This window comes from Nocardiopsis alba DSM 43377 (genome assembly GCF_000341225.1).
Taxonomy (GTDB): Bacteria; Actinomycetota; Actinomycetes; order Streptosporangiales; family Streptosporangiaceae; genus Nocardiopsis; species Nocardiopsis alba.
The window spans coordinates 145,306-169,938 of sequence record NZ_ANAC01000015.1 but is presented as its reverse complement, the minus strand read 5'-3'; the positions used below and the strand labels follow the sequence as shown (position 1 = coordinate 169,938).

General features: G+C 71.6%; 18 protein-coding genes. 16 read left to right on the top strand and 2 right to left on the bottom strand.

Annotation, left to right across the window (positions count from 1 at the left end):
- The first annotated feature begins 246 nt into the window (after positions 1–246).
- From D451_RS0117700 to cas6, 3 genes are all read left to right on the top strand, one after another.
- Positions 247–681 carry a DUF485 domain-containing protein gene (locus D451_RS0117700; RefSeq protein ID WP_017535432.1) on the top strand — a complete coding sequence of 145 codons (435 nt, stop codon included), beginning with the start codon at positions 247–249 and terminating at the stop codon, positions 679–681.
- Positions 681–2,393: a solute symporter family protein gene (locus D451_RS0117695; protein WP_017535431.1), complete on the top strand. Its 1,713-nt coding sequence runs from the start codon at positions 681–683 to the stop codon at positions 2,391–2,393. Before D451_RS0117700 ends, D451_RS0117695 begins: the two co-directional genes overlap by 1 nt.
- 1,206 nt (positions 2,394–3,599) lie before the next feature.
- Positions 3,600–4,547: a CRISPR system precrRNA processing endoribonuclease RAMP protein Cas6 gene (cas6, locus tag D451_RS0117685; protein WP_017535429.1), complete on the top strand. Its 948-nt coding sequence runs from the start codon at positions 3,600–3,602 to the stop codon at positions 4,545–4,547.
- 126 nt (positions 4,548–4,673) lie between these two features.
- Here the strand turns inward: cas6 and D451_RS0117680 are convergent, their stop codons facing one another.
- Positions 4,674–4,856, bottom strand: a complete 183-nt coding sequence (locus D451_RS0117680) for a hypothetical protein (protein WP_014912436.1) — start codon at positions 4,854–4,856, stop codon at positions 4,674–4,676.
- A 527-nt stretch (positions 4,857–5,383) separates the two neighbouring features.
- Between D451_RS0117680 and D451_RS0117675 the strand changes: the two genes are divergently transcribed.
- The 6 genes from D451_RS0117675 to D451_RS0117650 are packed head-to-tail and all read left to right on the top strand — an operon-like array spanning position 5,384 to position 14,129.
- Entirely contained in the window at positions 5,384–7,153 is a 1,770-nt protein-coding gene (locus tag D451_RS0117675) for a hypothetical protein (RefSeq protein ID WP_017535428.1), read from the top strand.
- Entirely contained in the window at positions 7,150–7,827 is a 678-nt protein-coding gene (locus D451_RS0117670; RefSeq protein WP_017535427.1) for a hypothetical protein, read from the top strand. Before D451_RS0117675 ends, D451_RS0117670 begins: the two co-directional genes overlap by 4 nt.
- Positions 7,824–9,527, top strand: coding sequence for a hypothetical protein (locus D451_RS0117665; RefSeq protein ID WP_017535426.1), 1,704 nt, complete (start codon positions 7,824–7,826; stop codon positions 9,525–9,527). Before D451_RS0117670 ends, D451_RS0117665 begins: the two co-directional genes overlap by 4 nt.
- The gene (locus D451_RS0117660) at positions 9,524–11,191 is read left to right on the top strand and encodes an RAMP superfamily CRISPR-associated protein (RefSeq protein WP_017535425.1); all 1,668 of its coding nucleotides are present in this window, start codon (positions 9,524–9,526) and stop codon (positions 11,189–11,191) included. The genes D451_RS0117665 and D451_RS0117660 overlap by 4 nt, the downstream gene beginning before the upstream one ends.
- Complete coding sequence (locus D451_RS0117655) at positions 11,188–11,931, top strand: hypothetical protein (RefSeq protein WP_017535424.1); 744 nt, start codon at positions 11,188–11,190, stop codon at positions 11,929–11,931. The genes D451_RS0117660 and D451_RS0117655 overlap by 4 nt, the downstream gene beginning before the upstream one ends.
- 2 nt (positions 11,932–11,933) lie before the next feature.
- Positions 11,934–14,129 (top strand): TIGR03986 family type III CRISPR-associated RAMP protein, encoded by a 2,196-nt coding sequence (locus tag D451_RS0117650; protein ID WP_017535423.1) that lies wholly within the window; start codon positions 11,934–11,936, stop codon positions 14,127–14,129.
- Here D451_RS0117650 and D451_RS0117645 read toward each other — a convergent pair.
- Positions 14,113–15,261: a hypothetical protein gene (locus D451_RS0117645; protein WP_017535422.1), complete on the bottom strand. Its 1,149-nt coding sequence runs from the start codon at positions 15,259–15,261 to the stop codon at positions 14,113–14,115. The two genes, D451_RS0117650 and D451_RS0117645, sit on opposite strands and share 17 nt — an antisense overlap.
- A 340-nt stretch (positions 15,262–15,601) precedes the next feature.
- Here D451_RS0117645 and D451_RS0117640 point away from each other — a divergent pair, with 340 nt between their 5' ends.
- From D451_RS0117640 to D451_RS27915, 7 genes are all read left to right on the top strand, one after another.
- Entirely contained in the window at positions 15,602–15,979 is a 378-nt protein-coding gene (locus D451_RS0117640) for a hypothetical protein (RefSeq protein WP_017535421.1), read from the top strand.
- Positions 15,980–16,054: 75 nt separating this feature from the next.
- Positions 16,055–18,154 carry a CRISPR-associated protein gene (locus D451_RS0117635; protein WP_017535420.1) on the top strand — a complete coding sequence of 700 codons (2,100 nt, stop codon included), beginning with the start codon at positions 16,055–16,057 and terminating at the stop codon, positions 18,152–18,154.
- A 195-nt stretch (positions 18,155–18,349) separates the two neighbouring features.
- Positions 18,350–19,936, top strand: coding sequence for an alpha/beta hydrolase (locus tag D451_RS0117630; protein ID WP_017535419.1), 1,587 nt, complete (start codon positions 18,350–18,352; stop codon positions 19,934–19,936).
- Positions 19,937–20,107: 171 nt separating this feature from the next.
- On the top strand, positions 20,108–21,658 hold the full coding sequence (locus D451_RS0117625; RefSeq protein WP_017535418.1) for an alpha/beta hydrolase: 1,551 nt from the start codon (positions 20,108–20,110) through the stop codon (positions 21,656–21,658).
- Positions 21,659–21,753: 95 nt separating this feature from the next.
- Entirely contained in the window at positions 21,754–22,185 is a 432-nt protein-coding gene (locus D451_RS0117620) for a hypothetical protein (RefSeq protein WP_017535417.1), read from the top strand.
- A gap of 226 nt (positions 22,186–22,411) precedes the next feature.
- On the top strand, positions 22,412–22,990 hold the full coding sequence (locus D451_RS0117615) for a hypothetical protein (protein ID WP_161628224.1): 579 nt from the start codon (positions 22,412–22,414) through the stop codon (positions 22,988–22,990).
- A 691-nt stretch (positions 22,991–23,681) separates the two neighbouring features.
- A complete protein-coding gene (locus tag D451_RS27915; protein ID WP_152472911.1) occupies positions 23,682–24,227 on the top strand; it encodes a hypothetical protein in 546 nt (181 codons plus the stop codon).
- The last annotated feature ends 406 nt before the right edge of the window (positions 24,228–24,633 follow it).

Sequence of the window (24,633 nt, the reverse complement as noted above, 5' to 3'; positions counted from 1 at the left end):
GGTTATTCTCCGGTCGGCCGTTTTATGCATTCTGTGAACACGGCGGGCGGGCTGTGGTTAGTGTGATGGCCCATCGGGGCGTGACCGGCGGATACGAACGCGAACACGCCGGATCGAGACGACCGATCCGCCCCGTGCGCCGGACGCCGAGACGGCGTTCGGGCAGGGCCGTGCGCCGTGGGGGAACGGCGCGCGGGAACGAACCGGACCGTCCGCGGTGGCGGGAGCGATCGTTGGGGGACGACCGTGGTCGAATACATGGAGGGCACGCCGAAAAGGCGTGATGTGCGAGAAGGGGAACGACACCGGCCCGGAGGAGGGGAGACGCGTTCCCGTGGCGGGCTCGAGGCCGATACGGCACGCGTCTGCGAACGTGTGTCGATCGATCCGCGTTTCGTGATGCTCCGGCGGAGGTTCGCCGTTCAGACCGCCATTCTGGTCGTGCTCTTCCTCGGTGGCTACATGACCTATCTTCTTCTTTCCGCCTACGCGCGCGATTTCATGGGGATTCCGATTATGGGGCCGATCAATGTGGCGCTGCTCCTGGGAATCGGGCAGTTTCCGCTCACCTTCCTGCTCGCCTGGGCCTTCCACCTGTTGTCCGTCCGCACCCTCGACCCGTTGGCCGAGGAGCTCCGGGTCGGGTTCGAGGAGGACGTCGAGGGGCGGGTGATCGACTGATGCCCTCCCTGCCCGCGGACCCGACCGAGGCGATCGTGGGGTCGCTCGGTGTCACCCACCTCTGGACCCTCGGACTGTGCGCCCTGTTCGTCCTGGTCACCCTGGTCATCACGGTCCGTGCCAGGCGCACCACCAAGGGCGCCGTGGACTTCTACGCCGGTGGTCGGGGCTTCTCCGGAACCCAGAACGGGCTCGCCCTGACCGGGGACTACCTGTCCGCCGCCTCCTTCCTGGGCATCGCCGGGATGATCTCGCTCCAGGGCTACGACGGTCTCCTGTACTCCATCGGCTTCCTGGTGGCCTGGCTCCTGGTGCTGCCCATGGCCCAACTGACACGCAACACCGGCCGTTTCACCATGGCCGACCTGCCCGCCTTCCGGATGCGCCGGATGCGGGTCCGGCTGGCCTGCACCATCTCCACCGTCACCGTCTGCGTGTTCTACCTGGTCGCCCAGATGGTCGGAGCGGGCGCCCTGGTGTCCCTCCTGTTGGGGCTGCGCGACGGCGGCACCTTCCTGGGGATGAGCGCGGCCGAGGCGCGGACGGGGGCGATCGTCCTGGTCGGCGTGCTGATGATCGTCTACGTCATGTACGGCGGGATGAAGGCCGCCACCTGGTTGCAGATCATCAAGGCCGTGGTGCTGCTCTCGGCCACCGGGCTGCTCACCGTCATGGTGCTGGCCGTGTTCTCCTTCGACCCCCGCGCGCTGTTGAGCGGGGCCGCCGAGGCGAGCGGTCACGGACAGGCCTTCCTCGAACCCGGGCTGCGGTTCGGGGTCGAGGTGCCGGGCGAGGGCGCACGGACCTTCTTCGACAAGATGGACCTGATCAGCCTCGGCCTGGCGCTGGTCCTGGGGACGGTCGCGCTGCCCCACATCCTCATCCGTTTCTACACGGTCCCCGACGGCAGGGCCGCCCGTTCCTCGGTCAACCGCACCATCGCCCTGGTCGGCGCCTTCTACCTGATGACCCTCGCCCTGGGGTTCGGCGCGGCCGCCCTGGTGGGCTCCGAACGCATCATGGCGGCGGACCCCTCGGGCAACTCGGCGGTCCCGCTGCTCGCCGAGGAGCTGGGTCGGAGGGCCGCCGGGCCGGTGGGCGCCGCGGTGCTGCTCGCCCTCATCTGCGCGGTGGCCCTGGCCACCATCCTCGCGGTGATCGCCAGCCTGACCCTGGCCTCCTCGTCCTCGATCGCCCACGACCTGTTCGGGCACATCCTCATGTGGGGGCGGCCGCGCGAGTCCCAGGAGATGGGGGTGGCCCGTCTCTCGGCCTGTGTGATCGGGGCGGTCGCCATCGCCCTGGCGGTCCAGGCCCAGGGGCAGAACGTCGCCTTCCTGGTGGGGCTGGCCTTCGCGATCGCCGCTGCGGCCAACCTGCCGGTCATCGTGTTGACCCTGTTCTGGCGCCGGTTCAACACCGCCGGGGTGGAGGGCGGTATCTACGGTGGGTTGGCGGCCACCCTGCTGCTCATGCTGCTCTCACCGGTGGTGTCCGGCAAGGTCGACCCCCGCACGGGGGAGAGCCTGTCACTCCTGCCGGTCGGGATCGACATCAACGTCTTCCCCCTGGAGAACCCCGCGCTGGTCGCGGTGCCGATCGGTTTCCTCTGCGCCATCGTGTGCAGCCTGCTCTCCTCCGAGCGGGGCAACGCCCGGTTCACCGAGATGCGGGTCCGCTCCCTCACCGGCCGAGGGGCCGACCGTGACTGATCCGGTCTCCCCGGCCCGGGCCAGCGCGGCCGTCACCTCGTCGAGGAAGGCCGGCACACCGGGCAGCCCTCGCGCGATACGGGCCCACTCCCGGCGCATCCGTTCCGTCCACTCCTGGACCGGCCGGTCCGGTGAACGGCGCAGTGAACGCAGCATCGCCCAGGTCGTCACCGCCACGAGGGGGCGGGCCAGGCCGCGTCCACGCACGTCCAGCCAGGCCTCCACCGGCCAACGCCCCTCCCTCTCGGCTCCGGGCACGGCCCGCCCCGAGACGCCCACCAGGGGATGGGACACCTCCAGACGGATCGGCTCCAGAGCCCTCTCACCCGCGGCGGCCGCGAACCAGCCGGGCAGGTCGATCGTCACCTCGACGTCGACGCGCAGCATCCGGGAGCCCTCACGGAGCAGGCCTCCCGGGGTGGGGAACCGCGTCCGCGAGCGTACGGTGAGGGTGCCGGCGGGCAGGTCGTGCTCGACCCGGCCGGTGGTGGTCGCCTCCTCGAACCCCGACCGCGCGGGATCGTCCCGCATGGCGAAGTCGAAGGCGCGCAGACCGTCCGTCTCCCAGGAGACGACGGCCAGATCGGTGCCCACCCAGCCGTCGACCTCCTCCTCGCCCTCCCCGACCTCGTCGGGTTCGGCGATCTCCGACTCGGGGACGGTCTCGGTGTAGAGGTAGCGCGCTCCGGGCACGAGGTGTTCGCCCGACAGCAGCTCCAGGGTCCGCGTGCCGGGAACCTCCTCCCGGGCGTCGTGCGGGTCGGAGGCCGACAGACCGAGTTCGCGGGCCCGCTCCTCCAGTCGCTCCAGCTCGGCCTCGTCGGGGACCAGGAGTCGCCCTCGAACGTCGAAACGGGCGGCGGCCAGAGCCCGGTACACCCCGTCGATGGCGTCGAGGAGGGCCTCCCGGTCCAGGACGTCCAGGTCCAGGGTGTGGCGAGGGCGGGGCATGAGCGCTCCGTTCGAGATGGAGGATGGGCCCGCTCATTGTGGTCCCCGCGACGGGTGATGGACAAGAGTCCACCTCTTTCTGGCGAGGCAGATGTGGAAAAGTCGCCCCGAGCGGGCACCATGGTCGCGGCCGTCCCGCGATCCCGTACCGGAGGGATCGTCGTACGGGGCGGGCCGGGACTGTCCGAGAGGAGTACCCGGCAGGGCGAGCACGGCGGGCGGCCGCCGTCACGACCGCGGAAAGGGGTGGGGCCGGTGCCCAGACGGTGGACCGTGATCCTGAGGGATCGAGCGGACACGGCACGGCCGATCCGCCCGGAGGACTGTCATGGCCTGCTCAACCACTGGTGGCCCCAGTCCGAACGGGAGCACACCGCAGCCAAACGCTGGGCGATGAACGGCTGGCCCCTGCCCCTGGGGAACCGGCTGTACCACTGGACCCTCACCTGGCTGGACGACGTCTCCGCGCCGCTGGACCCCGCCGATCTGATCGGTGTGCCCCAGCGGATCGGCGACCATCTCCTGGAGCCGCTCTCGGTCACCCCGACCTTCGAACGCTCCTACGCCGAGATGCTCACCTCCGAGCCCGGCCCCGTGACCGTACGCGGGGCCGAGGTGCACGCGCTGACCCCGGTGGTGACCACCACGCGTGACAACGCGGGCGAACGGATCCCGCACATCTGGCCCACCCCGCGTCGTCTCTTCGGCGCGGTGCACCGTTCGGGCGGGGAGATCGTCGGTGGCAGCGGGGCCCTGGGCGCGGTGGCCCGTTTCGCCCCGAGGGATCTGGCGACCCCCTGGCTGGAGGAGGCCCTGGTCGAGCTGGCCCGGGTCCGGCGAAGCCCCCTGCCCGGGGAGGACGTCCGACTGGCCGAACACGCCCACGCGGAGAAACGCACCGTGCTGGGCTGGCTGGGCGGTCTCCGGCTGGACCACGGGACGGGAGGTCGACGGCCCGGACCGACCTTCGAGGTCCTTCTGGAACTGCTCGAACTCTCCGGGATCGGCAAGTACACCGCCCAGGGTTTCGGGGCGGTCCGGGTGGACACGGTCACCGGCGGCCGCGTGACGGTCGAGGTCCCGGCACCCCGCGCCGGGAACGCCGAGCCGAACCGCCCGCGCCGGATCGGGGACAGGGTCGACCTCGCCTCGGTCCGCTCCGCCTCCGAGCCCGAGGAGTTCGGCGGCACCCTGTTCGATTGACCCCACGACCACCGGTTCCCGCTCGAGGACGGCGGGCGGGGATCGGTGCGGTACACGGCGGACACCGCGCCGCCGTGTACCGTCGGCTCCCACCCCGTGGACGGGGGTGGGAGCCTTCCTCATGTCTCAGCCGGTCCTCTCACCGGGAACGGTCGGAGGGCCGCCGGGGCGCTCGCGCAGGGAACGGGCCAGGTCGAGCAGGGGGGCCACGAGATCGTCCGGGACCAGGGCGGGGCCGGTGAGCTTGGTCGCGGAGGGGCGTTCCCGATCGGAGAGCCGGAGTGGTTCGGGGCGGTGTGGGGTCGGCATCGGCGGCCTTTCTCGAAGAGGCGTCCGGCGGGTCCTTGAGCGGTGCGGGGGCGGGCCCGTCAAGGTGGTCTCTCGGACAGTCACCGTCCGTGGGCGATCCTGGTTCGTGTTTTTCGGATCATTCCTCCCGCGCCGTCACCCGCCACCACCCTCAACGGTCGCGCTGACGCGCGCGGTGCTTCACACGGTGCCGGGCTTCCTCTCGCGGCGCCGACGTCGCTCGGACAGCCGAACCCGGGCGGGCCCCCGCTGTGCGATCCTGCGGAGCCTGCGTAGCAGGGCACAGTAGGGGCACCCTCGCTCGTCGTCTGGCGAGAGATCGCCCGGCGGCCGCTCGCCACGGATCGGCTCCGCCGATGCCGGGCGAAAGCATCCGAAGAACACTCCCCGGGGATGGCCGGAAGGGGACACCGAGATGACGGTGGAGCGCGTCTCCTGATATCCGTGGTGATGCCGGTACCACCGTCCGCGAAGGGCCTCTGGACCGTACACGCCTCCGACCCCGGAGACACGAGGAACACACCACGGTGACCCCTGCCCCCGTCCACCACAGAACATCGAACGCGCGACCGGAGGAACCTCCCCCGGAAGACGGCGTCCTCGTCGGCGTCGACCTTCGAGGGATCCAGGACTACGTCTACAGCGGTCGGCGCATCCTGGACGCGGTCGGCCGGGCGGCCCTGGTCGCCGAACTCACCGACACCTCCGACCCCGTCCACGGCGTGGCCGACCTGATCCCCGAGCGGTGTCTGATCCTGCGGGACGCGGGAGGCGCACTCACCGCCGTCCTCCCGGACCGGGAGAGCGCTCGCCACCTCGTCTCCCGCTACACACGCAGGCTCCGGGACCGGGCCGGGGAACTCACCCCCGTGGTGGCCCTCGTGCCCTTCGGCGCGCGGGGGCCGGCCGACGGGGGCGAGCCGGAGGCGCCCGACCTGGACACCGCGCTGGCCGTCCTGCCCGCGCGTCTGCGTCGTGCCCGCAGGTACATGTCGGCCCTGCACACCCCGGCGCACGGCTACGGCGTCACGGCGATCTGCTCGGTCGGAGGGGGACCGGCCGAATCGGTGGACAGCAGCCGCTCCGAACACGATCGGGTGGCGGCCGACGTCGTCCGGGCCCGGGGGATCGGGCGCCGGTGGCACCGGGAGCACAGCCGCGCCTGGCTGACGGACGCGGTCACCGCCTCGGGAGACCCGAACCTGGCCCTGCCGATGGAGGTGGACCGGCTGGGCCGCGACCACGGCGGGGTGAGCCGGGTCGCGGTGGTCCACGTGGACGTCAACGGTCTGGGCGCGACCCTGGCCGAGTACCGGGACCGGGTCGGGGATCCGGACCGCCCGGGGTCGGGGGCCCTGGCCCAGCGCTCCCTGTCCACCAGGATCGTCGGCCTCACCGAGGGGCTGGCCCGCGCCCTGGTGCGGGCGGTGGCGGCCACGGTCCGGGTCGACCCGGGGGAGGCGCCGTACGTGCCGGACCGGTGGCACGGCGGCCGCATCACCCTCGACCACGAGCCTCCCGGACCGGTCCGGTTGCCGGTCCGCCCGATCGTGGTGGCCGGGGACGACCTCACCGTCCTGTGCGACGCGCGTCTGGCGTTGAGCATGACGCGGTACGCCATGGAGTGGCTGGACGCCGACCCCGAACGGATCGAGGACCCGGAGGACCCCCGTGCGGCCCTGCACCGTGTCCTGGCCACCGCGCGCGGCATGAGCGGACGGACCGTGGTGAGGGGCGGGCGGCGTCACGTCACCTTCGTGCCCACGGTCGGTGTCGGGATCGCGGTGCAACCGGTGGGAGCGCCCCTCTCCCTCGGCTACGACCTGTGCGAGACGATGTGCCGTATGGCCAAGGACGACCGAGCGGCGCGGATCGAGGAGGATCCGGCCGCCGCCGAGGAGCACGCCGTGGCCTGGACGACCCGCTTCGACGGGGTGGACCGGGTACGAAGGCGACTGGAGGCGGACCTGCGGGAGGAGCCTCCGCGCACCGCCCGTCCGATGAGCGGAGGCGAGTTCTTCCGCTTCCTGGACCGCTATCTGCGCGCCGGCGGCCCGCTCGCCGACGACACGGCCCGGAACCGGGGCTGGTTGGTCTCCTCCCTGGTCCCGCTGCTGGAGTCGGGGGCCGATCCCGCCCCCGAACTGGCCCGACGGGCTCGCGCCACCGGGCGTCCCGTCGCCCTCCCGAAGGACTGGAGCAGGGGGGAGCTGCTCGACGCGGTCGGTGTCATGGACCTGTACGCGGATCCCGGGCTGGCCGAGACCTCGTGCCGGGGCGGGGGAGGGGGCCGATGAGCGTACCGGATCGGATCCTGGTGCGGTTGGTCTCCCCGGCCCTGTTCGTCGGCTCCAGCGCCGATGGCACGGCCGCCGACACCGACGTGGTCACCGACGAGCATGGCCTCCCCCATCTGCCCCGCCACCGGCTGGCCGCCCGTCTCAGGGCCGGCGCGGTCTCCGCCTCCGCGGTCTTCCCGGAGTTCGCGGGGACGGTGCACCGCCTCTTCGGCCGGGGGCGTTCCCACGGGAGGGATCGGATCCTGCGGGTGGGGCACGCGGTCACCGGCGACGAGGTGCGGTCAGCGGTGGCCCACGCCCTGGCCGGTCGGTCCGAACCCCTGCGCTCCCGGCTGCGCCGTTCCGTCACCGAGGCCTACACCACCCTGGAATCGGGGGTGGAGATCGGTCCTCACGGGGCGCCCGAGGCGGGCCGGCTGCGCACCGACCGCGTCCTGTCGCCCGGCCTGGTCCTGACCGCCGCCCTGACCTGGTCGGTTCCGCCCGCCCCCGACGACCGGCGCTGTCTGGCGATGGCCTGTCTGGCCACCGCTCAGATCGGGCTCAAGGCCACGCGTGGCAGGGGTCGGGTGGACGTGCGGCTGGCGTTCCCCGAGGACCCCGACCCGCACGCCACCACCCTGGCGGAGGCCGGGATCGCGAGGTCGGGGGACGGGGAGGTCGTCCCATGACCTGCCCGACCGAGGAGACCATCGCCTACCTTCCGCTGCGCTACGTCCTCACCGACTCGGTCGCGGTACGGACCTCCTATGATCCGCTGCGTGTGGACTCCGAGGGCGTGGTGAGCGGCCGGGCCCAACGGGGCATGTTGGCGGCCGCGCTGTCCAGGGCCGGACGCGAACGCGAGCTGACCGAGTGGGTGGCGCGGGGCGACCGGGTGCGCTTCGCCCCGGCCCACCCCAGGATCGAGGGGGGCGGCGGAGCGGTGGTCGCCCTCCCGGCCCCCGCCCACCTGTACGTTCCGGGAAAGGACGGCGACACCCTGGTGGACGCGTTCGCCGGCGGCACCGACGCCCCCGGCGTCCCCTACCGGGCGCTCAGGGAGCCGGTGACCGTCGACCGTTCTCGGCGCGCGAGCGTGGACACCACCGCCGAGCGCTACCTGGGCCGTTCGAGCTCGGGGGAGCGAGGCCGGGGCATGCCCTTCTTCACCACGAGCCTGGACCCGGGGCAGGTCTTCGAGGCCCGGTGGCAGTTGCGCGGCCCCGATCCCGACTTCGTGCGAGGGCTCGCCGAACGGATCCTGGACGTGCTCGCCGAGGCCCGCGGGTCCCTCACCCTGGGCGCGGCCGGCACCCGCGCCCACGGCGGGGTCGAGGTGGGCCCGGTGGACCCCGACCGCCCTCTGTCCCCGGATCGGGTGGACCGGCCGGAGACGCCCTTGTGGAAGGGCGGAGAGGTCGATCTCCTACTGATCTCCCCGGCCCTGACCGTGGGGGAGCAGGGGCAGTACCGTCCCCACGCCCTGGTGCCGGCGGTACGCGAGCTCTGGAAGCGGCGCGTGTCCGAGGCCGATCCTCCCGAGGTGGTGGCCGCCCACGTCGAACCGGTCCTCGTGGGCGCCTACCACCGCGCCTATCGAGGCCCCATGGCGCAGCGTTGGGCCGCCGCGCCCGGATCCGTGGTCCGACTCCGGGCCGGTCGGGCGCCGACCCCGGAGCTGGTCCGGGAGCTGGAGTCCCACACGTTGGGGGAGCGGGCCGTGGACGGGTACGGCCAGTTCGTCCTCCTCCCCACGCCCCCGCCCGGAGCCGCGCCGCTTCCGGAGGCCTCGGCCCCCCGACCCGAACGGCGTGAGGGCACCGTCACCCTGACCGACGGTCGGGTCCTGCCGGCGCCCGACCCCCGTGACCACGACCGGTGGCCGGACGATCTCTACGACACCCTGCTCTGGAACGCCGCCGTCGGCCCGGTCCGCGACCACGCGCGCGCCTCGGCGAGCGCCCTTTCCACGTCCGCCCACGGAACCCTGCGTCGGCTGCGAGAGGTGATCTCCGATCCACGCCGCTCCCCGGACGAGACGCTCACCGCCCTGCGCGCGACCCTGGACGCCTCCGCCGGGCCGGAGGACGCCCTCCACCGCCGTCTCGCGGGACTCTCCGGTGGGGAGGCGGCCCTTCGCTGGTGGGCCTCCTCGCGCCCGGAGGACGCCCACGGGTCGGCCTACGCGCGGGGGATCGCCGCCGTGGACCTGGCCCTGACCGACGGCCTGCCGCCGGCGGAACGCCCGAGCGGCCTGTCGGAGCGGGCCGAACGGTGGGAACGCCGGGACGCGGCACGGCTGTGCCTGCTGTGGGTCGCCTCGTGGCTGGCGGAGGCGGTGCGCGCCCCGCGGGAGGGCACCCGCCGGGGCGAGGAGGGACCACGATGACGGAGGTGCCCAGAGACCCCGACCTGCCTCGACCGACCGCGGTGGTCTGGGAACTGACGGCCCGGCTGTGCCTGCTCACCGACGCCCACATCGGGGCGGCGCGGTCCGTGTCGGGGCACGGGAGCGAGAACGACGGGGTCCTGCCCCTGGACCGGGATCCGATCACGGACGCGCCCCGTCTGAGGGCGACCACCCTCGCCGGGCTGTTGCGACACGAGCTCACCGCCCGCGCCGACCACACGGGGGCCGTCGGCCTGTTCGGCGGCGGGGGCCCCGTCTTCGCGCCCAGCGCCCTGGACCTGGACGACGCCCACGCCGAGCGGGCCGAGGCCATCCCGGTGACGGTGCGGACGGGGATCCGGGTGGCCCCCGACACCGGCGCCGCCCTCCCCGGCCGTATGTGGCGGCGGGAGATCCTGCCCGCCGGCACGCTGTTCACCTGTCACCTGCGCCTGTGGGTCCCCGCTCTCGCCCACGAGGCCCGACTCCTGAGCCTGCTGCTCCTGGCGACCCGCGGTCTGGAGGGGGAGGGACCGGGGCTCGGGATCGGGGCCCGTACCGGACGCGGCTACGGGGCGGTCCGCGCCACCCGGTGGGCCGCGCGCCGCCACGACCTCACCGACGCGCGCGGGTGGTCCGGTTTCCACGCGCGCGACTGGGCCGAACGCCACCGGCAGGGCGTCGAGGCGCTCACCGAGAACCCCGGAAGGCTGGCCGACCTCGTGGACCTCGGTCTGCGCGAACACGGCCGGGACGCGGTCGCCGCGCACGTGGCCGCCCGGGCGGCGCTCCCGGATCGCGCGCGTCGCGCCGAGCTCCGTATGGAACTCCACGTGGCCGAACGCGCCGCCCCGCCGGCCGGGCCCCCCACCGGACCGGAGGGGTTGCGGCCCGGGCTGCTCCTGGTGGGCGGGGATCCGGCGGAGGACACACGCCCCGGGGTCGACCGCTCCCACCGCCGGCGCCCCGTGGTCACCGATCCGGACACGGGGGCGACACGGGTCGAACCCGTACTCGGGGACACGGCCCTGTTCGCGCTCCTCAAACGGATCGGGGGCCGACTGGCGCGGGACGCGGCCGAACACCTGGGCGCCCCGGGAGAACGGTGGCGGGCCTGGCACGGGAGTTGGTGGGGAGCGGACTCCGCGCGGACCTCCTCCCCCGAACCCGCCGCGACCCACCACGGCGAGGCCGTGCCCTCCCGCGTCCGGTTGCGGTCCGTCCCCGTCCTGGCCGGTGGGGCGCCGCTGACCACCGCGCGTCGGACCGTGGACGCGCTGTTCGGCGACACCGTCGACGGCCGGCTGTTCACCGCCGAAGCGCACTGCGGCGGCTCGGCCGAGGTCGTCCTGGACGTCATCGGACCCGACGACGCCGTACGCGGGCTGCTCGCCCTACTGGTGCGGGAACTGGCGACCGTACCCTTCGACGGAGCGGGCGCGGGGACCGGCGGCGGCAACGGGGGGCTCGTCGCCACCCGGGCGGTCCTGACCACCTACGGCGACCCCTCGTCCCCAGTGGAGACCGAAGGGGACGACGAGGGGGACCCGGTGGACCTCATGGCCGTGTTCGCCGACCCCGAGGGGGAACGGGCCCACGTCGTACGCCGCTGGGTCAGGGCCCTGCACACGCGTCTCACCGGACCGGAGGACGAATCACGATGAGCCCCCACGCCCACGAGCCGCCCGCCCCGTTCGGGGTCGAGGTCGACCGGCTCGACACGGAGGAGGTCGACGGGGTCCTGGACGACGTGTTCGTCCACGGAAGGCGCTGTCGACTCCTGGACGAGTCCGGAGCGGGCCCCGGCCCCCAATGGCTCCTGGCCGAACTCGGCGACGGACGGATCACCGGCTCCTGCCCTGGAGACCGTTGGCGCCGTTCGGACGGGCCGGGCACCGCCCATCTGTCCGCTCCCTCCCTCGACCCCGGTGTCGACCGGTGGCGGATCCTGGAGGTCCTGGTCTTCTCCGCGCACGCCCAGATCCGGTTGGGCGAGGCCGCCGACACGGGATGGATCGCGATCGATTCCACCGAGGAAGGGCCCGAGTGGCTGCGTCCGCGCGACCGCTCCTTCCTCCTTCAGGGCTGGACCGGCGACGACCACGGACGCACCCTGGAGGGGGAGACACCGATGGCGATCACCCGGGAACCCTCGGGCAACGAGGCGGTCCTGCCCGCCCCTTGGACGGTGTTCTCCGGTCGCCTCCGTCACCGTTCCGGGTCGGACCGGGCCGCGCTGGAGAGCCGGGGGACCTGGTTGACCGTCCGCGAGTACTGGGCCGCGGACCCCGACACCGGCGCGGTCGGCGTGGCCTTCCACCGGCTCACCGGCGTCCACAACGGGACCAAGCCCACCGGGCCGGAGTTCGACGTGGGAACCGGCGATCAGATCGAAGAGGGCTGAGGATGGACCCCCGACACATCGCGGCCCGCGTCTCCCGGAACACCGCCCCCCGCCCCCGAGGCCGGGCCACCGCGCCCTACGGCCTGGTCCGGCTGGCCGAGGCCCCCGTTCCCGCCGCCGTCCTGCACGACGGGTACGACACCCACGACCTGCCGCGCTCCCACGACCGCACCGTCCCGGGCACGAACACGGGCTGGATCGAACTGACCCTCACCACCCTGACACCCACCTTCGTGGGCCGGACCGGGGAGGGGGAGGGGCCCTCGCGCTCCTTCCGGCTCCCGGACGGGGACCGGCTCCTGCCGGCGATCCCCGGCACCTCCCTGCGCGGACTGGTGCGCAACACGCTGCGCATGCTCACCGGCGGCGAGACCGGACCGGTCGACACCCCCATGCTCTTCTTCCGCGCCCCGGTGAGGGAGGGCGGCGCCGACGCCTCCGCGCGCTCCCGCCGGGTGCGCGCCCGACAGCACGAGCACTACCGCCGTCGGCGATCGGGGACCCGCACCGCGCAGGGCTTCCTGTACCACTCCCCTCGGGAGGGGCGCTGGTACGTCGTGGAGGTGCCCGCCACCCCCTTCGGACGCGAACGGGGACGGGCGCTCAAACTGCCCTTCCGTGTGTTGCGGGAGAGCCTCGCGACCTGGGACTTCGGGGTCGACCACTTCCCCGACCCGCCCCGGGACGGGACCTACGTCCCCACCACCCACGCGTCGCACGGGCGCCTACAGTACCGCCGGGTGTACGCCGTCCACCGCTCCGGTCGCGACGGGGTCGCCGCCGTCGCCCCCACCGAGGAGGAGGCCCGCGCCCACCTCGAACGGGGGCGGGGCGACGGCGAGGTGGTCCCCGCCCTGATCGTGCTGACCGGGGTCGCGGCCGAGAGACGGCGCAACGCCTACCTCTTCCCGCTCCCACCCGACCGGAGCAGGGGACGTCGCCCCGTCCCCGACGCCCTGATCGAGATGTTCGAGTCCGCGGCCCAGATCACCGACTACCAACGGGCGGCCTTCCCCGACACGTTGGGCACCGAGGAAGGCGACCCCGAACGCCCCCCGGTGGCCGGGGGGAGGGGCGGAGGCCTGCCCAGACGGGGCCTCGAACCGGTCTGGTTCGACGTGGGCCCCTCCGACCGGGTCGTGTCCTTCGGCCGTTCGGGCGGTTACCGGATCGCGGTCGGCGACGAGAACCCGATCCGAAGGGCCGTCCCGGAGGCGGTGCTGCGGCCCGGGGACGAGGACCCCGACCGGGCCGGTCGGACCGTGGACGTGTGCCGCGCGATGTTCGGCGACGTCGACGTGTTCGCGGGGGAGGCCGGGGCCCTCAAGGGGAGGGTGTCCTTCGGCAACGCGGTCGCGGACGACGTCGCCGCCGACCTCACCGACCCCGACCACCCCGACGGCACGGTCCTGCGGGTACGTCTGCTCTCGCCCCGACGCGGCTGCTTCGCCAACTACCTGGTGCAGGGGCCGAACGCGGACGAGGGGGAGCGCCCCGACATCGTCACCTGGTCGCACGAAGGGGACGTGCGCCTGGGCGGATACAAGATCTACCTGCACCGTCACCGGCCGGTGACGGGCCCCTTCCCCTACGACGCGCGCTCCCTGAGGGAGCTGGGGATCGAGATACCGCCGCCGGGCGGAGGAGGCCCCGGCCGGACCCACCGCGACATCGTCCCCCTGCGGGACGGGCTCGTCCTGCGCTCACGGATCACCTTCGCCAACCTCACCGACGCCGAACTCGGGGCCCTCATGCGCGCCCTGCTCCTCGACAACCCGGTCGACGGAGGGGACACGAACGATCCCGAACACGCGCACAAGATCGGGATGGGCCGCTCGTTGGGGATGGGAAGCGTCCACCTGCGCCCCGAGCTGTACCTGGTGGACCGAGGGGCCCGCGCCGCCGACCTGTCGCTGCGACCCGACGCCGGGGTCGTCCACGCCGACGAACGCCGCGTCCGGCAACTGCTCGACGCCTTCTCCGCGGCGCTGGTGGCCCACCGCCTTCCGGGGGAGCCCTCCCCGGAACGGTGGCGGGAGGTCGACCAAGCGGTCGATTTGTGCCTGGCCACCCGGTGGCGGCGGCGCCTCCCCTGGGAGGAGACCGCGGTGATGTCGGCGGGCGGGTTCGCCGAGTACCCGGTCCTGCCGCCGCTGACCGAGCGGTTCCGGCGGGCGGGGCTCAGCCCCGAGAGGTGATCGTCTCGGCCAGCGCCTCCAAGAGGTCGGCCCGCAGGTCGGGGTCCTCCCGCGCGTCGCGCCACCGCTCCGGGACGGCGGGCCCCTCCACCAGCAACCGGCACAGCAGGAGGTCGAGCGAGCCGGTGGGGTCGGCGTCGAAGGCGGCCCGGTGGGCCTGTGCCTCGGCGGTCAGCTCCCGGGCCAGCCAGGACAACCACCGCTGTTCGTCACGGCGCAACACCTCGCGTCGATCGCCGTCCTCCTCCCACGACGAGGTCTCGGGGACCGGGGTGTAGGGGGCGCTGCGGGCACGGCCGCGGGCGTGCTGCACCAGGGTGAAGTGCGCGGGCATGAGCGTGGACATCCGGCCCAGGACACCGGTCAGACGACGGGCCAGATCCTCTCCGGTCAGCTCGGGCAGCAGCCCGCGCAGCAGCAGACGGCGCCGCTGGTCCGGGGTGCGCCCCGGGTCGGCGTCCTTGCCCGAGGCGAGTTCGGCCAGCTTGCGCAACAGGTAGTCGCCGGTGGCGGTCGAGACCATCGGCGGTTCCTTCCCCACGGTCATCGGTCGTCCGTACAGGTCGGCCACGGGAACGGCGCTGCCGTCCTCGGTGAAGGACACCGACTCACCGGGGGTGATGTCCTCGGGAAGGTCGGCGGCGGGGTTACCGCGCCCGGCGGTGAGCACCAGCATGGCCAGGGCCTCTTGCTCGACCACGTCGGTGGCCACGTGGGAGACGTCGCGCCGCTGGGCCCACCGGCGGGGGCGTTCGGAGAAGGCGCTGCGGGCCTTGCCGTTGGGCGCCGGGTGCGGGTAGACCCGCCGCAGGTTCTTGTACGAACGGTCACGGCGCACGTCGTCCAAGGCGTCGCGGAGCCGGTGCGCGGCGGTACGGTCCACCCCGTCGGGGCCGGGCCTGGCCCGCCCCATGCGCACGGCGAGTACCCCGTGCGGATCGCCGCCGTGCTCGGAGCACGGACAGTGTTCGACGCACAGGTCGATGTAGTCCCAGAACTGTTGGGTGTGCTGAGCGCAGCCCTGGGCGGTTCCGTCGGTGGAGCACGGCCCGCATCCGAGCACGCGGGTGAACACGCGCAGGAAGGTGGCCGAACCGTACAACTCCCAGGCGGAGCAGTGGTGCTTGCTCACGAACTCTTCTCCCCGGATACTCCGGGGCCGGGATGCCTCCCCAGCCCTTCCGGGAAGACGTGCGGACGAGTCGCGAACCCTGTGCGACACCCCCGGGTCAGCGGGAGGTCATATAACAAAATAGGGCCGATGAGGGTGAAAAGTCAATTGTCGATGGCCATTATCGAAAAGCGGGAACGCCATTTCCTTTCGTGAATCGGTCAGGACGGAACAGGGGTACCAGGGGGAACACGGGTCCGTTCCGTCGAGGTCACACGGATGTGTCCGAGAGAGTGCGGTGAGAACCGGACCGGCCGGCAGCGGGGGTCCACCGGAACGAGAGAGATCGAGAGGCCGCCGTATGAGGGTGATCAACCTGACCCCGCACGAGGTGAGAGTGGTCGATGAGGAGGCCCGGGTCATTCGCACCTGGCCCAGCGCGACCCGCCCGGCCAGGGTGGAGGCGGCGCGGGTGCCGCTCAGGGACCTGGACGGCATCCCCCTCATGGCCGAGAGGCGGACCAGGGCGGCCAACCTGCCCGAACCCCGGGCCGGGGTGTGGTTCATCGTCTCGTCCGTGGTCAGTTCGGCCCATCCCGAACGAGGAGACCTGTTGGTCCCCTCCGACCTGGTCAGGGACGGCAGAGGGGTCGTCACCGCCTGCCGTTCCTTCGTGGTCGTCTCCGATTCGGTGTGCGGGGCCCGCCCCCTCCCCTTGGCGTCGACCGCCCCCGGATGAGTACGGTGGGGGCGTCCGCGACCACCCGGAGACGATCGGCGCACGGATCGCCCCCATCCCCTGGGAGAGGAGAACGTGGACGGACCCGGAGCCGCCATCGTCCTCGTGGGCCAGAACCCCACACCGGCCCTCCTGGCCTCGTCGACGCTGCCCGTGGAACGGCTGTTCCTGGTCTGTAGCGACGGCACCTCGCCGGTGGCCCACCGCGTCGTCGACGCGGTCCACCGCCTCCACGACGACCGTTCGGCGCGCGCGCTCAGCGTGGGCCCGGACCCGCACGACCCCCGTGCCGTCACCGCGGTCCTGGAACGGATCCGCCGCGAACTCGACGGACGCCCCTGGTACCTGGACTACACCGGGGGGACCAAGATCATGAGCGTGGTCGCGGCCCTGCACCACGAACGCTCGCTCCCTCCCGGATCCCGAGGGTTGCGCCGCTACCTCGACCCGCACGGCGCCTCGTCACGGGAGGCCCCCGGTCCGGACCTGAGCACGCTGGCCGCGATCCACGGCGCCCACTGGGCGGAACGGCGCGACCCCGAGCCGGTGCGGATCTACCTGCGCGGCGGCGAGGACGCCCTGCGCGAGGCCTACCCGAGACTCCCCGAAGGCGAGGTGAACGGTATCTCCGCCGAGGGGCGCGTCCTGTCCCACCTGCGCCGCCTGACCCGCGGCCGCGACGACACCGAGGTACTGGGATCCCGCCGGATCGTCGACCCCTACCGGCCGGGCGGCTCCATCGCCGACTTCGACGTCCTCTTCCGCCACCGGCACCGGGTGCTGTGCGTGGAGGTCAAGAGCCGCTCCGAGGACGTGGTGGCCCGGGCCGGATGGACCGTGGCCAAGGCCCGCCGCGTGTTCGGCGGCGCCGCCCGGATCCTCTTCGTCTACGCGGGGCCGCCCGTCGACGACCTGCGGGAACGGCTCACCGCCTACAACCCGGCCCTGTCGGCCCGCAACGTCCACGTCTGGCACCTGGACGCCTTCCTGGCCAGGATGACCACGTTCGAGGCCCTGCGCCGTGCCTTCCTGCCCGAGAGCCCCCCTCGCCCCCGAGAGGCCACCGATCCGGAGGACCCGCGCACGTCCTCCACACCGCCGGCCTCACGACCGCGCCATCCCGTACCGGAGGAGGGGCCCCTGCTCGTCACCCCGCTGGGCGGCAGCCGGTTGGGCGCCCTGACCGCCCTGCACGCCCACCGCCCCTCCCGGGCCCTGGTCCTGCCCTCCCGGCAGAGCCTGCGCACCAAGGTGCGCGAGGCGGCGGCCCGCACGCTGTACGCGGTCGAACACCCCGGAGCGGAGGCGCCCGACGACGCGACCCTGCGTTCGGAGGGCTACCGTGATCGGGTGCGGCTGGCCGCCGACCCGGTGGACGGGTTCGACCCCGCCGCGGTGACCCGGAGCGTGGGCGCGTGGATCGACCGAGAACGCGACGGGGACCGGCCGGTCGTCGTCGACTTCACCACCGGGACCAAGGCGATGAGCCTGGGACTGGCCGAGGCGGCGCGCGGGGCCGGAGCCTGCGCCACCTACCAACTGGCCAGGGAACGGGCCGTGGTCTGCCTGGAGCACGGGCGTCGGGAGCTTCGAGGACGCGCCCGCCCGGACTGGTCGCTGGTGCTGTCCGGTTACGAACCCCTCGACGGGGCGCTGCGCGACGTGGTGCGGGGGCCGGCGCTCGACCAGGTCGATGTGGAGTTGCTGGACCTGGCGGCGCGCTCCCTGATCGAGGCCTCCTCCACCGGGTGCCGGGTGTGGTGGGACCCCTCCCTCGCCGACGGACAGGCCTTCCTCACCGCCCGTGAACGTCCCGGCCTGGCCCTGGCCTTCGACGATCGCGTGGTGGGTCTGGCCGCCCCCGGATGGAGACGGCGCCGCACCCCCGAAGGGCCGCTCCGCGCGGTGAGCCCGGGAGGCTGGGCGCAGAGCGTGTTCGCCGCGACCACGCACCTGGCGGTCCGCTGCGACGTGGCCGGAACGCTCCTGGCGCTGACACGGCCCGGCCGTGACGTGACCAGGGCGGGGGAGCTGGTGGACTGGATCGCGCAGGGCCCGACGGGGGAGACCGCGAACGAGGGGATCCGCTTCGGGGACCCCCACCGGCCCATGGTGGTGGAGGTCGATCCGGCGGCGCCGCCCGCCCTGCTCGGCACCGACGTCGGAGGGCTCTGAACAGGGCACGGGTCTATCGGCGGATCTCCCTTCGACGGTTTCACCACCGAACGTGCTCTTCCTCCCATACCGGGAACGCAACCTCCGAAGGGGGTGGAACGTCTCATTCCCCGCGCGTCACCGGAGCACCGGTGCGCGGCTCTCGGAACACGGGGGCCGCGCGGACGGCGCGAGAGCGGAAGAGGAATCGAGAACGTGCGTTTCACGGGTGTCATGGTCCTGGGCGGTGTCGCCACACTGCTCCTGGCGGGATGCGCCCCGCCGAGTGCCGCTCCGGAGGAGGACGGCGGGCCCGCCGACTTCGCCTTGGGCACCATCGACTGGGAGCCCTGCAAGAACGAGGAGGAGTTGGCCGAGGCCCCCGAGTGGGACGGCGACCCCGAATGGCTGGAGACGCTGGAGTGCGGGACCCTCGACGTCCCCCTCGACCACGCCGATCCCGGTCAGGGGACCATCGGGCTCGCCATGGTCCGACGCCCCGCCGAGGGGGCGGACGAGGACCGGATCGGCTCCCTCGTGCTGAACCCGGGCGGGCCGGGCGAGACCGGGGTGGACCTGCTGGACTTCCCCATGTTCGACGACCCGATCCTCTCCGCCTTCGACCTGGTCTCCTTCGACCCGCGCGGTGTCGGTGACAGCGGCGGCTTCGCCTGCGGAGACTGGTTCGCCCTCGACGAGGCGCGTAGCGCGGTCGAGGACCCGACCCGGGTGAGCGACGCCGAGCTGGGCGCTCTGGAGGAGGCCGCCCGCGCCTACGCCGACGACTGCGCCGAAGAGGTGGGGGAGGACTTCCTCGCCGCGATCGGCACGGTGAACGTGGTGCGCGACCTGGACCTGATCCGTGAGGCGCTGGGCGACGAGCGGCTGAGCTACGTGGGCTTCTCCTATGGCACCTACATCGGTGCCCTGTACGCCGAGATGTACCCGGAGAACACCCGCGCCCTGGTCCTGGACGGGGCGGTGGAGACCGAGCGTCCCAACGTCGAGGTCGCCGTCGACCAGGCCGAGGGCTTCCAGTACGCCTGGGACCTGTTCGTCGAGGACTGCTCCGCCGCGGGCGAGTGCCCCTTCTCCGATCCGGCCGCCTCCGAAGGGTGGATGGCGGACCTGCTGGAGGACCTCGACGCCGACCCGCCCATGGCGCGGGACGTCGAGGTGGACGGGGCGACCCTGATGTCGATGATCTCCCAGCAGCTCTACTACGAGAACTCCGGTGACCTGCTGGCCGCCACCCTGACCGCTCTGGACGAGGACACTCAGGGGGCGGGCGAGTACCTCGACGTCCTCTACGACGACACGTTCGCCGAGTACGAGGAGGAATCCGACGACTGGTCGGACAAGCCCGGCATGACGTGGGCGGACGAGGAGGCGGCGCTGACGGCGATCAACTGCGCCGACCGGACCGACCCCACCGACGCCGACGCCTACCGTCGCGCCGCGCAGGAGGCGGCCGTGGACTCCCCGCTCTTCGGCTCCGACCTGGTCTGGGAGCAGCTCCCCTGCGCCTACTGGCCCGACACCGAGGAGGCGCCGAGCGGCTTCACCGCGCCCGACGCCCCGCCGATCGTCGTGGTCGGCACCCTGGGCGACCCCGCCACCCCCTACACCTGGGCCGAGGAGCTGGCCGGGCAGCTGGACTCCGCGGTCCTGCTCACCTACGAGGGCACGGGCCACACCGCCTACGCCTACGGTGACCCGTGCGTGGACCCGGCGGTGGACTCCTACCTGCTGACGGGCGAGATGCCCGAGGAGGGGCTGTCCTGCCCCGCCTGGGAGTGGTGAGGACCCGCTAGGGAGAGGGCACGACCCTCTCCCACCCGGGTAAAACACACCAGAACGGACTATTGACCCGCCTGTCGGCATGTTCGCCATGCGTGTCTCGACGATCACTCAGAGTATGTGAATCTCGGTCGTCGGGGGTCACGGATGAGGTCGGTTGTGCGGGTGCGCGTTATGAAGACGGGGGCGTTCGGGCTCGGAGCCCTGGCGGTGGTCGTGGTCGCCACGTCGATCACGGCCCACGCCGACGTCGGCGGGGACCACCCCTTCCACGGACAGAGCATCGCCTGGGAACCGTGCCTGCCCCCCGAGGAACTCGCCGCCACCGAGACCGTCGAAGGCGATCCCGACTGGCTCCGCCGTCTGGAATGCGGGACGGTCACCGTCCCCATGGACCACGGCGACCCCGAAGGCCGGACCCTGGACCTGGCGCTCGTCCGCCACCCCGCCCAGGGGCCGGCCGACGGACGTCGGGGCTCCCTGCTCTTCGAGTTCGGCGGCCCCGGGGTCTCCGGCGTCGACACCTTCCTCGCCGGCTCCCTGCCCCTGGGGCGGGAGATCCGAGACTCCTTCGACCTGGTCTCCTTCGACCCGCGCGGCGTCGGCGACAGCGAAGGGTTCTCCTGCCCCCTCCTGCGCGTCATGGACCGCCCCCTGTCCGAAGCGGACCGGATCGGCGCCGCCGAGGTGGAAGGCGACCTCCTCACCGACATGGAGAAGAGCGCCCACGCACTGGCCGCCGCCTGCGAGAAGGAGGCCGGCGCCGACTTCCTCGCCACCATGGGCACCGTCAACGTCGTCCGCGACCTCGACATCATGCGCGACGCCCTGGGCGACGAACGACTGAACTACGTGGGCTTCTCCTACGGCACCTACATCGGCGCCCTGTACGCCGAGATGTACCCGGAGAACACCCGCGCCCTGGTCCTGGACGGCGCCGTCCAGACCGAACGCGACGTCGTCTCCGAGGCGGTCGAACAGACCGGCGGACTCCAGACCTCCTGGGAGGCCTTCGTCGCCTTCTGCCTGGACCGGGCCGAACCGTGCCCCTTCACCGGCACCGACTCCGCCCTCCGGGAGATGGAGGGGATCCTGGACGGCATCGACGCCGAACCCCTCCACGTCGCGGACCGCACCCTGGACCGGGACGGGTTCCTCGACCTGCTGCGCGGCGCCCTCTACACCGAGACGCTCTGGTACGACACCGCGGGCCTGCTCGCCCGACTGGCCGAGGGCGAACGCGACGACTTCGTCCACGACTACCTGCTCGGCCTGCTGCGCCGGGGCGGTGACGAGACCCCGGGGATGGAGGAATCGGCCCACCTCGCCGTCCGATGCGCCGACCACGCCGCCCCGACCGACGTGCGCGACTACCAGGAGGGCGCGATCCGGGCCACCCGCCTCTCCCCGCTCTTCGGCGGCGACGAGGTCTGGCGCAAACTGCCCTGCGCCTACTGGCCCGACACCGAGATCGCCCCCATCGGGGTCACCGCGCCGATGGCCCCGCCGATCCTGGTCGTGGGAACCCTGGGCGACCCGGCGACCCCGTACACGTGGGCGAGGGAGATGGCCGACCGGCTGGCCACGGCGACCCTGCTCACCTACGAGGGCGGCGGCCACACCGCCTACGCCAAGGGCCACCCCTGCGTGAACGAGGCCGTCGACGCCTACCTCCTCCGGGGCGAACTCCCCGAGGAGGGCACCGTCTGCCCCACGGGTTCCTGAGCCTCCCTCCCGAGTACCGATGGCCCCTCCCACGGGGCGGGAGCACCGGACGAGCGAGAATCGGAGAAGGACGACACCGAACGAGGGAGCGCGGCATGGACACCGAACGGTCGCACGAACCGATCACGAGGACCACGCCTCCCGTGTGGCTCGCGTACGCGGCCTCCGGTACCGGACTGCTCCTGGGCGCGGCACACCTGACGGTCACCGGGGGCCTCCTGCTGAGCGAGGCCCGGAACCCCACACCCGGCTACCTGGCCTGGATGCTCGCCCCCGTCCTCATCGCCCTGGCCATCGCGGCCGTGCCCTTGACGCTCATCGACCCCCGCCGGGCAGGTACCTCTGTGCCCCGGTGGACCTGCGGGGCGATCGCCGTCCTCACGGCGGCTCTCGCCCTCTTCGGGCTCGCGCCCCTGGCCTTCGGAGCCGCCCCGCTCTCCCTCTTCCTCGGCCCGGGACCCTACGCCCTGGCCTGCGCGGTGGCCTTCACCGCCCTCACCCTGAGCACCCGCAGGCCCCGCCCGTAGGGGTGGGCCCCGGGCTCTCCTGTGAGCGCCCGAGGCCCGGACCCGTGCCGGTTCGCGCGGGCGTCTCATATCCTGTTCCGAAACCGGAGGCGAACCTTCCACCCCGGTCCCTCACATCCCCACGATCCCGAACAGGCATCCCCCATGCACCGTTCCCCATTTCCCGCGACCCTCGTGCCCCTGACCGACCCGTTCCCGCCGGGTCTCATCGTCATCGGAAGCCCCCATGCCTGAGCCCGGGCGAGAAAGAGTGCGCTTCAAAAGATGGACCTCGGCCACCGTCGCGTGGCTGATATACGCGATGTGCGGGTTCGGATGTTTCGCCATCGGTGGTGGGACCGGGGACTCGGGGCGGATGGAATGGGCCGATGTTCCGATCCTCCTGTTGGTCTTCGTCTCCTCTTCCACGCTGGCGTGGCTCTGGTCGATGCTCGGTGTGCTGACCGGGGTGAGGATGCGCGGTCAGAACGTGATCGTGCGGAACTTCGCGAGGGAGGTGGAGTTCCCCGCCTTCGTGGTCACCGGCGTGCACTGGGTGGGAGGCATATCCCTTTCGCTACGGGGAGGGCACTCGATCAAGTGCATCGCCTTTCCCGACTCCCTCATGTCCCTGATCCTGGGGTACCGGAACTTCAGAGGTGTGGCGAGGGCACTCGAACGGGAGATCGCTGAGAGGTCGATCCGTTTCCCCGAGACGGACGACGCCCACGCCGAAGAGTGTTATCGATGGGGTCTTTCCACATTCCTCGTCATTCTGGCCTCGTACTTCCTGCTCTTTCTTCTCGGCTACGTGATATTCGTCTGAGCGGCGGGCGAGTCGGGGGAGGTGTCCTCGTTTTCCTCTTCCCGATAACGGGCCGGTGGGGCGCCGAACTCCCGCTTGAACGCTCCGGCGAATGCGAACCGGGAGGCGTAGATGCCCAGTCCATGGACGGCTACGCCCACACCAACAACAGCCCGGCGGCGTACTGGGACGGATCTGGTCTATCCGCGTGTACCCCGGCCGATGGCATCTGCATAGAGATCGGTGGTAACACCAACGTTCACTACAAGAAGGGCGGGAAGAGTCACGTCCAAACCTGGAACTACCGCCCGAACACTGGGTGGCGAAAGATCACGCAGACCTCCTATAAGGGTTCCTCCAGTAAGTTCTTCAGCACGAATAGATATGTCAGAGGGCACGGGTGGAGTGTCCTGATGTTGGGTATGGGAGGGGGAGCTGCTCTGAGTGTCGGCCGTCTGGCCTCTGGGACATGGAGTGGAGCTTTGAGGTCAATGGGCTCTAGGCCTACGGTGCGGACTGGTGTTCAAAGGTGGGATTATAATCCCAGGTCGGGGAATCCTCAGCGTAGAAGCGGGATTTTTCAAGGTTGGGATATGAATTCAGGGGCAGTGGACTGGGGGGCTTCCTCTGCTGGTTATGCTGTTAATATCGCCAGTGGTGCTACATTTGGGGGTCCTGTTCCGTATGGGAACCCGTTTGCGAGGAACTAGATTTGGCTGAGGGAAGAGAGGTTTTTCGGAGTGTCGGAACGCTACTTCTCGGGGCGGTTGTGACATTCCTTGTCTGGCTCCTTTTCTCCTTGGCTGTGATCGGTGAGGGCTTCGGGGTTTCAGGGATCCTTGTTATGGCGAATATTTTCGCCTTCTTTGTCTGGGTTGAGTTGAAGGTGGTGTTCTGGAGGAATGTTTCCTTGGAGGATGGCGAAGTGGTGTTGCGTGGATATTGGACAAAGACTCGTATAGGGGCTGGTCGAATTGATCGAGCCTGGGTCGGCGGAGGGGCGCTTCTGATTGAGTTGAAGAATGGTGATATATTGGATGTCTCGGCTTTTCGGGGTTCCATTATTTCCTCTATTTTTGGAAGTCCCAGTGCTTCTCGGGCTGCCGGGAGGATCGAAGAAGTCTGTAGGTCCGATGCTGTAAAGAGTGATGGCGATAGATCGACTTCCTTGCATTTGAATATCTTGTATGTGCCGGTGATTTGGATTGCATCTTTTGTCTATTACTGGTTCTTGAGTGGGTTTGTTGTTCACTGGTGATCTGTGTTGGGTGCTGGTGTGACGGCGGCTCGGTTGCGGTTGGATTGCTGGCCGCGAGGGCGATGTCGAGTTCCTGTAGTAGCCCATGGGGAGGGCGTCGGGGGCCTCTTGGGATCTAGGGGTATTGAACTTGGAGGATTCCAGAATTCGCCTGGGGGAAGTCGGCCTCCTGCGCCTTGATGAGTATGTTTAAGGGGAAGAAAGATCAAGCCGGCGGAACGCCTGGTGGTCTTGTTGGTGCTCCTCTCCGTGCTCGCGCTCTCCTTCTGGGAGCTCTACAGATATTGAACCGAGGAGATCGTCGTGGTGAATGTGGGAGAGCGGCAGAGATGAGGGGAGCCGACCGTGGCGCGTGACGAAGGAGGTGCCAGGCGAACGATCTCCCAGGCGAGGTCGACCTGGGCCG